Annotated in this window: 9 protein-coding genes; 8 read left to right on the top strand and 1 reads right to left on the bottom strand. The window is 57.8% G+C overall.

What is annotated here, in order from left to right; genetic code table 11:
- Positions 1-223: 223 nt before the first annotated feature.
- Positions 224-1,258, bottom strand: a complete 1,035-nt coding sequence (locus EAO82_RS14860) for an AraC family transcriptional regulator (protein ID WP_096344795.1) — start codon at positions 1,256-1,258, stop codon at positions 224-226.
- 160 nt (positions 1,259-1,418) lie between these two features.
- Here EAO82_RS14860 and EAO82_RS14855 point away from each other — a divergent pair, with 160 nt between their 5' ends.
- The 8 genes from EAO82_RS14855 (at position 1,419) to pepN (ending at position 11,167) form a co-directional block, all read left to right on the top strand.
- A complete protein-coding gene (locus tag EAO82_RS14855; RefSeq protein ID WP_096344794.1) occupies positions 1,419-3,452 on the top strand; it encodes an NADPH-dependent 2,4-dienoyl-CoA reductase in 2,034 nt (677 codons plus the stop codon).
- A gap of 218 nt (positions 3,453-3,670) precedes the next feature.
- Positions 3,671-4,504 carry a hypothetical protein gene (locus EAO82_RS14850; protein WP_143520251.1) on the top strand — a complete coding sequence of 278 codons (834 nt, stop codon included), beginning with the start codon at positions 3,671-3,673 and terminating at the stop codon, positions 4,502-4,504.
- Between the two features lie 155 nt (positions 4,505-4,659).
- A complete protein-coding gene (locus EAO82_RS14845; protein ID WP_096344792.1) occupies positions 4,660-5,544 on the top strand; it encodes an NAD(+) kinase in 885 nt (294 codons plus the stop codon).
- Positions 5,544-6,509: a metallophosphoesterase gene (locus EAO82_RS14840; protein ID WP_096344791.1), complete on the top strand. Its 966-nt coding sequence runs from the start codon at positions 5,544-5,546 to the stop codon at positions 6,507-6,509. Before EAO82_RS14845 ends, EAO82_RS14840 begins: the two co-directional genes overlap by 1 nt.
- A gap of 7 nt (positions 6,510-6,516) precedes the next feature.
- The gene (locus EAO82_RS14835; RefSeq protein WP_096344790.1) at positions 6,517-7,368 is read left to right on the top strand and encodes a rhomboid family intramembrane serine protease; all 852 of its coding nucleotides are present in this window, start codon (positions 6,517-6,519) and stop codon (positions 7,366-7,368) included.
- Positions 7,369-7,408: 40 nt separating this feature from the next.
- Positions 7,409-7,675, top strand: coding sequence for a YeaC family protein (locus EAO82_RS14830; protein WP_096344789.1), 267 nt, complete (start codon positions 7,409-7,411; stop codon positions 7,673-7,675).
- Positions 7,675-8,505: a DUF2797 domain-containing protein gene (locus tag EAO82_RS14825; protein ID WP_096344788.1), complete on the top strand. Its 831-nt coding sequence runs from the start codon at positions 7,675-7,677 to the stop codon at positions 8,503-8,505. The genes EAO82_RS14830 and EAO82_RS14825 overlap by 1 nt, the downstream gene beginning before the upstream one ends.
- Before the next feature lie 10 nt (positions 8,506-8,515).
- On the top strand, positions 8,516-11,167 hold the full coding sequence (gene pepN / locus EAO82_RS14820; RefSeq protein WP_096344787.1) for an aminopeptidase N: 2,652 nt from the start codon (positions 8,516-8,518) through the stop codon (positions 11,165-11,167).
- Positions 11,168-11,376 lie beyond the last annotated feature (209 nt).

Here is an 11,376-nt window from a genome sequence, read left to right as displayed (position 1 = left end):
ACGACTATGTAGAAGAACTGATGGACAAGCGCGCCCAGGAATGGGATCAGGATGCTGAAGACGCCGAAGAGATGTAACCGCTTCGGCTTTCTTCTGCGGTAAGCTTTTTCACAGTGGCCTTTATCAGCAATTATCAGCAACAACTGTCAGTAGTAACTACCAGCAATACTCCCCTCGTTTCGCCCTTTGGTAACTCGCCTTCTGCTCCTTTCAGTATTTATATTCAGCTTGGCGTTCTGCGCTGCTGACGCCTGAATTGTCCCGGCGGTTGCCCGGTCCAACGTTTGAAAGCTCTCTGAAATGCCTCCGGCGACGAAAAGCCCAGCAAGAACGCAATCTCCCCCAACGCCAACTCCGTATCGCGAATGTAGCTCACGGCCAGATCCTGTCGGGTTTCATCGATGATGTCCTGAAACCGCGTCTGCTCTTCCTGCTGCAGCCGACGGCGTAGGGTCCAGGAGGGTAAGCCCAGCTTGCGCGCGACCTCCGGCAACGAGGGTAAGCGCTGGTGCAGTTGTGGCGACAATATCTCCTCGACCTTTTCCCGCAGGCCGCGATGACGGTTGAGGTCATGCAACTGGGCTTTGCACAGCGACTGCAGATGATAAAAGCTGGCGGGAGCAGATTGCTCCAACGGCAGATTCAGGCTCGCCGGTTCCCAAAGTAGCTGGTTGTGTTCCTGCTCAAAGAGAACCGGGCAATCGAAGACGTCTTCGTAACGGTCGGCATACGCGGGTGCGGGAAACTCGATATGCACCGCTGAGAGTATCGCCTTGCCGCCGGTCAGGTGGCGACCAAGTTGCGCGCGGGAGGCCAGGGCCGAGTCAACCACAAACAGGTTGAAGGCGTTGTACGGGCTGATCGAATAGAAGCGCAGCGCAGGTGCGTCAAAGCTGGAATGGCCACGGTAGTTCTGGCTGGACAAGCGCTCGAAGCGTACCAGCGTCTCGAAGGCCTGACCCAGGTCGGCCGCACATTGGGCGGTCATGCCGGCCAAGCCCAGATGGCTGGCGTGGCTGCAACGCCCCATCAACAAGCCGATGTCGGCACGGCCGGTCAGCTGGATGGCCGCATTGCCGAGGCGCATAAAGCGCGGAATGCTGATGCGCGCCTGCGGGGTCGCCAATAGATCACTGCTGATGCGAAAGCGCTGGAACAGCGGCAGCGGGTCATGACCCAGGCTGAGCAGGGCGGCCTGAAGGCTGTACAGGTAACCGACCGAGATATCGCCGAGCTTCAAGGGTTGAGTTTCATTCAAGGCACTCGCACTTATGGAGAAACACAACTGTAATTCAAAGTCATGATTATGTCATTCAGGGTGATTGAGCGATGTTCGCCACCGGCCTATTGTCTTGCCATAGCATTTGCCGGGCACGTATCCGGTAAAGACCCTGATGAAGTGATAACCGGAGCAGTCCATGAGCGAAACCTCTCTCTATCCGCATTTGTTGGCCCCCCTGGATCTGGGTTTTACCACCCTGCGCAATCGCACCCTGATGGGCTCGATGCACACCGGCCTGGAGGAGAGGCCGCACGGCTTCGAGCGCATGGCGGCTTACTTCGCCGAGCGTGCGCGCGGCGGTGTGGGTCTGATCGTCACCGGCGGGATTGGGCCCAATGAAGAGGGCAGTGTTGCCGCTGGTGCAGCGAAGATGACCACGCCGGAAGAAGCCGAGCATCACAAGGTGGTGACTCAGGCGGTGCATGAAGCCGGCGGCAAGATCTGCATGCAGATTCTGCATGCAGGCCGTTACGCCTACAGCCCCAAGCAGGTGTCTGCCAGCCCAGTCAAGGCGCCGATAAACCCCTTTACGCCGAGAGAGCTGGACGAGGAGGGCATCGAGAAGCAGATCAGCGATTTCGTTACCTGCTCGCAGCTGGCCCAGAGCGCTGGCTATGACGGTGTCGAAATCATGGGTTCGGAAGGTTATTTTATTAACCAGTTTCTGGTCAGCCATGTAAACAAGCGCACCGACCGCTGGGGCGGCAGCTACGAAAATCGCATGCGTTTGCCGGTAGAAATTGTCCGCCGTGTACGTGAGGGCGTAGGCCAGAACTTTATTATCATCTATCGCCTGTCCATGCTCGACCTGATTGAAGGCGGCAGCACCTGGGATGAGGTGGTGATGCTGGCAAAAGCGATTGAAAAGGCTGGCGCGACCATCATCAATACCGGCATCGGCTGGCACGAAGCGCGGATTCCAACCATTGCTACCAAGGTGCCGCGCGCTGCGTTCACTAAAGTCACCGCGAAGCTCAAGGGCGAGGTCAGCATCCCGCTGGTCACCACCAACCGGATCAACACTCCAGAAGTAGCAGAGCAGGTGTTGGCAGAGGGCGATGCAGACATGGTTTCCATGGCCCGGCCGTTCCTGGCCGATGCCGACTTCGTCAATAAAGCAGCTGCCGGCAAGGCCGATGAAATCAATACCTGTATTGGTTGTAACCAGGCCTGCCTGGATCACACCTTCGGCGGCAAGCTGACCAGTTGCCTGGTCAACCCGCGCGCCTGTCACGAAACCGAACTGAACTATATTCCGACCACTGCAGTGAAGAAGATCGCTGTGGTTGGTGCCGGTCCTGCCGGTTTGGCCGCGTCTACGGTTGCAGCGCAGCGCGGGCATGAGGTGACGTTGTTCGACTCGGCGGCGGAAATTGGCGGCCAATTCAATATCGCCAAGCAGGTTCCCGGCAAGGAAGAGTTTTTCGAAACCCTGCGCTACTTTGGCAAGATGATCGACAAGTACGGGGTCAAGCTGGTGCTGAACAAGCGCGTCGAGGCGGCGGATCTGGCTGAGTTCGATGAAGTGATTCTGGCGACAGGCATCAAGCCGCGCACGCCGGATATTCCCGGCATCGATCATCCCAAGGTGGTCAGCTATATCGACACCATCCTCAATCACAAGCCGCTGGGCAATAAAGTGGCGGTGATGGGCGCGGGCGGGATCGGCTTCGATGTGTCCGAGTACATTACCCACCAGGGCGGCAACCCGAGCCTGGATACCCAGCTGTTCTGGAAAGAATGGGGCATCGATCTGAATATCGAAGCCCGTGGCGGCATCGCCGGTATTACCCCGCAACCGCATCCGCCAGCACGTGAGGTCTATCTACTGCAGCGCAAGACCAGCAAGGTCGGGGATGGCCTGGGCAAGACCACTGGCTGGATTCATCGCACCGGCCTGAAAAACAAGCAGGTTCAAATGCTCAACTCGGTGCAGTATCTCAAGGTCGACGATGCCGGGCTGCATATCCAGATTGGAGAGGGCGAGCCACAGGTCCTGGCGGTCGACAATATTGTGATCTGTGCCGGGCAAGAGCCGCTGCGTGAATTGCAGGCGGGCCTGGAAGCGGCGGGTAAAACCCTGCATCTGATCGGCGGCGCTGATGTGGCAGCCGAGCTGGATGCCAAACGGGCAATTGATCAGGGGTCACGTCTGGCCGCGGCTATCTGAAATTTTCCCTGCACCAGGAGAGCCCGCCCCAGCCAGAAGCTGCGGCGGGCTTTTGCGTAGTTGCGTGGCACGCAAGCGCAGCAGAGGTTGTGCCAAGTGCATCACAGTCCTCAATGGCACTTTTCTCTACACTTGCGCTCCAAAGTGCAATTGCCATAAAAAAGCGTAGGATCATGTTTGATCTGGACAAGGCTGGACGGACCCGGCGGGAGCAAGTGATGAATACAGTACGAAAGCCGCTGCTGACCGAAGCGGTGATGTTTTTTTCCGAGCGAGGTATCGCCAAGGAAATGCTCTATCCGGAATTCGAGGCGCTGCTTGACGGCATGGTGTCGACCCCGGAATTCGCCGATGAAACGGTGGAGGCGGTATTTCTGCAGATCAGCAATCGGCTGCATGTCAGAGGCGCGGTGTTTTTCACTATCGACTTCGATCTGGATGGCAACATCAATAGCCTGTGGAATATGCCCCTGCGCACGATGGCCGAAAAGGCCGGGCGCGGTCCGGATATGGGTGGTGGGCCGATTCGTTTGGTATGTCTGGGCTTTTCCGCCAATCCGAAGTTCCGTCCGCACTTGTGGAAACCCGGCCAACGTGAGGGGCGCTCTGATCTGTTGATGATCAAGGAAGCGGTGACCCGTAACACCCTGGGTATTCTGGGGGATGACGAAGAAGCGCTGACGGTGCTGCAGACAGACCGCCTGCAGATGGCGGCGGAAGATGCCTGGTATGGCGGCAGCAATGTCGTGCCTATCGACTCGTCCAGCGCGGCGGCCAATGAAAAATCCAGGGCCACGGCAGAGATGGGTGAGCAGGAGCGTGCGGCACAGGCTGCTCAAATTGCCGAACTGCACGAGCAGATTGATCAATTGGTGCAGCAAAAGCATGCCGAGCTGATTGCCTTGCGTCAGCAGCACGAGGATCACCTGGCGATCATCCAAGGAGAGTTGGGCGACATCAAGAACGAGTTGGCCCAACAGCAGAAGCTCAATGCCGCGTTAAAGCGAGACATGTTGAAGCTTCAGAGCCGCACGCCGACCGACGTCGACTAACGCCCGTATCACAGGTTTTCACCTGCCTGACACTCCTCTTAACCTCTCCCATTTGCCAGCATCGTGCTGGCTGCGGATAATCATACTATTCGAATAGTTCAGCATCAGGCTGGGCGGCGTTGAACGCCGCCGGTTGGCTGCAAGAGTGAGGTGGTATGGAGCAGTTCCGTAATGTTGGTTTAATCGGACGTCTGGGTAGCGGCAAGGTGGTCGATACCCTCAAACGCCTCAAGCGGTTTCTGCTGGATAATGGCCATAGCGTGATCCTGGAAGATGCGGTGGCTGATCTGTTGCCGGGGCACCAGTTGCAGGTCTGTTCCCGGAAGATGATGGGCGAAATCTGCGATCTGGTCATTGTCGTCGGCGGCGACGGCAGTTTGTTGGGTGCTGCGCGTGCTCTGTGCCGCTATAACGTTCCGGTACTGGGCGTTAACCGCGGTGGGCTGGGGTTTCTTACCGATATCTCCCCTGACGAGCTGGAAAGCCGGGTAGGTGAAGTGCTGGCTGGCCAATACAGTGTAGAGAAGCGCTTTCTGCTGGACGTATTTGTGCGGCGCGGCGATGAGCAACTAGGCACGAGTGAGGCACTGAATGATGTGGTGCTGCACCCGGGCAAATCAGCGCGGATGATCGAGTTTGAGCTGTATATCGATGGCCAGTTTGTCTACAGCCAGAAGTCCGACGGGTTGATCGTTGCTACGCCGACCGGTTCGACCGCCTATTCACTGTCTGCCGGCGGGCCGATCATGCACCCGAAGCTGGATGCCATGGTGCTGGTGCCGATGTTTCCTCACACCTTGTCCAGTCGCCCGATCGTGGTGGATGCCAACAGCGAACTGAAGATCATCATTTCCAAGCAGAATGGCATTTATCCGCAGGTCAGTTGCGATGGCCAGGTGCATATCGCCTGTGCGCCGGGTGACAGCCTGACGATTCGCAAGAAGCCGCAAAAGCTGCGTCTGCTGCACCCACTGGATCACAACTTCTACGCGATTTGTCGCAGCAAGCTCGGCTGGTCAAGTCGTCTGACGGATCAATAATGCTTCCCGGCGATCTTCAAGGTTATGACGTTATTGGCGATGTGCACGGATGTGCGCAGACCCTGACGCAGCTATTGGCTCGTATGGGCTATGCAAAACAGGCTGGCGTGTGGCGGCACCCGACCCGCAAGGCGTTGTTCCTGGGCGATATCATTGATCGGGGGCCGCGCATCCGCGAGGCGCTGCACCTGGTGCATGACATGGTCGAAGCCGGCGCGGCCAGCTGCATCATGGGTAATCACGAAATCAATGCCCTGGCCTGGAGCACCCCGGCCCCGGCGGGTAGCGGCCGGCAGTATATTCGTGAACACACCGAGCGTAACCGACGGCAAATCCAGGATACGCTCGAGCAGTTCGCCGCCTGGCCTGAAGAGTGGGAATACTTTCTTGACTGGTTTTATACGCTGCCGCTGTTTATGGACATGGGTGAGATTCGCCTGGTACACGCCTGCTGGGACGACAACCTGATCAAACCTTTCGCCACGCAGTACCAGAACGGCTGTATTGATCGGGAGTTTCTTGAAGCCGCCACTGACCATGAGAGCTTTGCCTCCCAGGTGCTGGAGCGGCTGCTGCGCGGCATCGATATGCGCTTGCCGCACGGCCAGATCATGACCGGTAGGGACGGCCTGACGCGCCGGGCCTTTCGGACCAAATTCTGGGAAGAACAGCCGCAAACCTACGGCGATATTGTTTTTCAGCCCGACGCTTTACCTGATGAGGTTGCCGCTCGTCCTCTGAGCGATGATCAAAAGGCTGAGTTGCTGCTCTATGATACGGACCAGCCGATACTGTTTGTCGGGCACTATTGGCAGCAGGGCAATCCGCACCCTATCAGACCGAATCTTGCCTGCCTGGATTACAGTGCGGTGAAGTATGGCAAACTGGTCGCTTATCGCTGGGAAGGTGAACACCACCTGCACCGCGATCATTTTGTCTGGGTCGATGTACCCAGGCTGGCCTGAGGTAAGCATGTACCGCGCATTACAATGTTCTCTGGATGAAGACCTGAGTCGCTTTACCCACTTCCTGCGTAGCCGGGGGGTAGTGCATCGCATTACCGAAGAGGACGGCAAACAGGTGATCTGGACTCATGACGAAGCCGGAGCGCAGATCGTGCAGGCGTTCTACGCCGAAGGCATTCCGGATCAGGCATTTGACGCGGTCGAGAAAGCCAGCCCAGCGGCCGGGAGTTCCAACTGGCCGTTGGTCTGGCGACGTATCCCGGTCACCCTGATCGTGCTGGCGCTGACCGGTGTCGTCGCGCTGCTGACCGGAATAGGGAGCCGCCCTGAGACTATCGGCCTGTTCACCTTCGTGCCGGTCGACGCCAATGGCTATTTTGCCAGCGAAATGGATCTGAGCCAGTGGTGGCGTCTGGTTGCACCTATATTTCTGCATTTCGGCCTGATGCATCTGGCCTTCAACTCCTTGTGGTACTGGGAGCTGGGGCGGCGCATTGAAATGCGTTCCGGCGGCCTTTGGTTGCTGGGCCTGACACTGCTGTTTGCACTGATTTCCAACACCGCTCAGTGGTGGGTTAGCGGTCATGCACTCTTTGGTGGTCTGTCGGGCGTGCTTTACGGCTTGCTGGGCTATTGCTGGCTGTATCAATGGCTCGCCCCCAACGTGCATTTTGCCTTGCCCAAGGGGGTAGTGGTACTGATGCTGGTTTGGCTGGCGCTGTGTCTTTCCGGGCTGATTACCATGTTGGGGTTCGGCGCCATAGCCAATACCGCGCATGTTAGCGGCTTGCTGGCGGGGTGTGCGGTAGGCCTTGCCGCAGGCGGTCTGGAACGTGCTCGGCGCGGCCGGCAAGAGTGAATAGAATTGAACCAATGACATCGTTTTTTCTGGAGACATCATGACCAGTTTTGCCGAAATGCTGCGCAATATTACCCCTGACGTTTATGCCAGCCTGAAAACGGCGGTCGAGATCGGCAAATGGTCCGATGGGCGCAAGTTGACCCAGGAGCAGAAAGAACTGTGCCTGCAGGCGATGATCGCCTGGGAGCAGGATAATCTGCCAGAAGAGCAGCGCACCGGCTATATGGGGCCACAGAGCTGCAAATCCGAGGCAAAAACAGTACCCAATATTCTCTTTTCCACTGGCTCGGATACCCTGCACTGATGCCTTATTTGCAAGGCACAGGCAGTATCAGCAAGTTGAAAACGGCGCTGGATTCGCCGGTCAGCTACCATCTGCCGATTGGCGAATCCCGGCTACCGTTGAACGAGTGCCTGGGCAAGACCCTGCGCCTCGAGTCGCTCGGTCTGATTCATTGCAGCCATTGCGGTCGCCGCACGAAAAAGAGCTACAGCCAGGGCTACTGTTACCCCTGCATGATCAAGCTGGCCTCCTGCGATACCTGTATCATGAGTCCTGAGCGGTGCCACCATCACCTGGGTACCTGCCGCGAGCCGGCCTGGGGCGAGCAGTTCTGCATGACCGATCATATCGTTTATCTGGCCAACTCTTCCGGCCTCAAGGTGGGGATTACGCGCGCCACTCAAGTGCCGACCCGCTGGATAGATCAGGGCGCAAGCCAGGCGTTGCCGATCATGCGGGTTTCCACTCGGCTGCAGTCCGGGCTGGTGGAAGATCTGCTGCGCCAGCAGGTGGCAGACAAGACCAACTGGCGCGCGCTGCTCAAGGGTGAGCCGGAACCAGTGGATATGCTCGCCGCGCGTGACCGTCTGCTGGACGGTGCCGCGACCGGCATTATGGCGCTGCAGCAACAACATGGCCTGCAAGCCATTCAACCGCTGCAGGCCGACGTCACCGACATCCGCTATCCGGTGCTGCAATACAGCGCCAAACCGCAATCCGCCAACCTGGACAAGGAACCGGTCCTTGAAGGTACCCTGCTGGGTATCAAGGGCCAGTATCTGATACTCGATACCGGCGTCATCAATATTCGTAAATATACCGCCTATACACTGTCAGTCAGTGTGTCCTGAGGAGAACGCCATGCGTACCGAACAGCCGAAGACCATTTACCTCAAGGACTATGAGCAACCCGATTACTGGATCAGCGAAACCCACCTGACCTTTGATTTGCACGATGACCACGCACTGGTGCACAGCCGCTTGAGCGTGCAGCTGAATGCGGACAAACACGGCCAGGCGTTACCCGCGTTGATGCTCGACGGCCAGAATCTCGAGTTGCTGAGCGTCGCCATCGATGATGAGGCGCTGGCCAGCAGCGACTACCAGGTGGACGCCAATACGCTGCGCCTGCAACCTGCATCAGCATCCTTTGATCTGGCGATCACCACCCGGATCAAACCGCGGGACAATACCGCGCTGGAAGGTTTGTATCAGTCCGGCGCGATGTTCTGCACCCAGTGCGAGGCCGAGGGCTTTCGCAAAATCACCTATTACCTCGACCGTCCGGATGTGATGAGCCGCTTTACTACCACGGTCATCGCCGAGCGTGGCGATTATCCGGTACTGCTGTCCAACGGCAATCCCGTGGCCTCGGGCGACCACGAAGGCGGCCGGCACTGGGTGACCTGGGAAGATCCCTTCCCCAAACCGGCCTATCTGTTTGCGCTGGTGGCCGGAGATCTGTGTCTGATCCAGGACAGCTTCACCACCATGAGCGGGCGCGAGATCGACCTGCGCATCTACGTTGAGCCGGAAAATCGTGAACAGTGTGCGCACGCGATGGACAGCCTCAAGCGTTCAATGCGCTGGGACGAGGAGGTCTATGGCCGCGAATACGACCTGGATATCTTCATGATCGTTGCGGTCAACGATTTCAATATGGGCGCCATGGAAAACAAGGGGTTGAATATCTTCAACTCCAGCTGTGTGCTGGCGCATGCCGATACCGCCACCGATCTGGCGTTCCAGCGCGTCGAGGCAGTGGTTGCACATGAATACTTTCATAACTGGTCGGGCAACCGGGTGACCTGCCGCGACTGGTTTCAGCTCTCGCTCAAGGAAGGCTTCACTGTGCTGCGAGACTCGCAGTTTTCCGCTGACATGAATTCAGAGACGGTCAACCGCATAGAAGGCGTGACCTTTTTACGTGCCAATCAGTTTGCTGAGGATGCAGGCCCGATGGCCCATCCGGTACGGCCGGATTCCTTTATTGAAATCAGCAACTTCTATACCTTGACGGTGTATGAGAAGGGCGCAGAGGTCGTGCGTATGCTGCATACACTGCTGGGTGCTGAGGGGTTCCGGAAAGGCACGGATCTGTATTTTGATCGACACGATGGCCAGGCGGTGACCTGCGATGATTTCGTCAAGGCTCTGGAAGATGCCAACGGGGCTGATTTCACCCAGTTCAAGCGCTGGTACAGTCAGGCGGGTACCCCGCGCCTGGCGGTAGAAGGGCGTTACGATGCGGCGGCTGCGACCTTCAGTCTGCTTTTCCGCCAAAGCTGTCCACCGACCCCGGGGCAAAGCGAGAAAAAGCCGCAGGTGATACCGGTACGCATGGCGTTGCTGGATGCCCAGGGTCTGGAAATGCCGCTGCAACTTGCTGACGAGGCTCAGGCGCAGGGTACCGAGCGGGTGCTGGCGGTGACCGAGGCCGAGCAGCTGTTTACGTTTACCGGCATCTCTGAACAGCCGCTGCCGTCTTTGCTGCGCGGTTTTTCTGCACCGGTAAAAATGACCTACCCCTACAGTCGCGATGACCGGGTGTTTCTGGCCAAGCACGATCCCGACGGGTTCAATCGCTGGGAGGCTTCCCAGGCATTGGCGGTAGAGATTCTTCAAGGCTTGGTCGGAATTCATCGAGCAGGCCGGCCTTTGATGCTCGATCAGCGCCTGCTTGATGTGTATCGCACGCTTTTGGCCGACAGCACGCTCGACCCGGCGATGGTCGCGGAAATGTTGCGGCTGCCGTCCGAGGCTTATCTGGTCGAGCTGGCGGATGTGGCCGATATAGACGGCATTCACTACGTGCGGGACTGGGTGCGTCAGGAGTTGGCAGTGGCTCTGGAAGCCGAGATGTGGCCGCTTTACCAGGCGCTCAATGACCAGGTGCCCTACAGTCCGTCAGCTGCTGCCGTGGCGCGCCGTAGCCTGAAAAACACCTTGCTGGGTTATTTGATGCTGTGCCCGTCGGGCAAGGCGCTGGATGTCTGCGTACGCCAGTTTGTCGAGGCGAACAATATGACTGACCGTCAAGCGGCGTTGGTAGCCTTGGTCAATTCTTCTTATGACGAGCAGAAGCGCGCCGCGCTGAGTGATTTTGCCGAACGCTGGCAGAGTTACCCGCTGGTAATGGATCAGTGGTTCAGCATTCAGGCCGCCGCCAGCCAGCCCGGCGCGCTGCAACGCGTGCAGGAGTTGATGCAGCATCCGGCGTTCAGCATGCGCAACCCAAACAAGATCCGCTCACTGATAGGCGCGTTCGCCAATCAGAATCTGGTCAATTTCCATTCGGCAGATGGATCCGGCTATCGCTTCCTGGCCGATCGTATCCTGCAGCTGGATCCGCTCAACCCGCAGATCGCCGCGCGACTGCTGACGCCGCTGACACGCTGGCGGAAATATGACGAAGCCCGCCAAGCGCTGATGAAGGCGGAGTTGTCACGCATTATCGCTGCTGAAAACCTGTCGCCTGATGTTTACGAGGTGGTGAGTAAGTCACTGGTTTGACGGGAAGTGTTCCGCTCTGCAATATCACTGCCACGCAGAGCGGAACATCACCACAAGCATGCTTCACAAAAGATAACCATGAACTATTAGTCTAGAACGACCTTCGACTGTAATATCAGCCGATACGTCATGCGAGCATGGCGCCGAATAACAATAATAGAGGTTGATGTATGGGGACGCCATCTGTCTGGCATGCTTCGTCCGGTTGT

Source organism: Halopseudomonas pelagia (assembly GCF_009497895.1).
Lineage (GTDB): Bacteria > Pseudomonadota > Gammaproteobacteria > Pseudomonadales > Pseudomonadaceae > Halopseudomonas > Halopseudomonas pelagia_A.
Note: the sequence above shows the minus strand (reverse complement) of the source record. Positions and strands in the feature narration are given on the sequence as shown.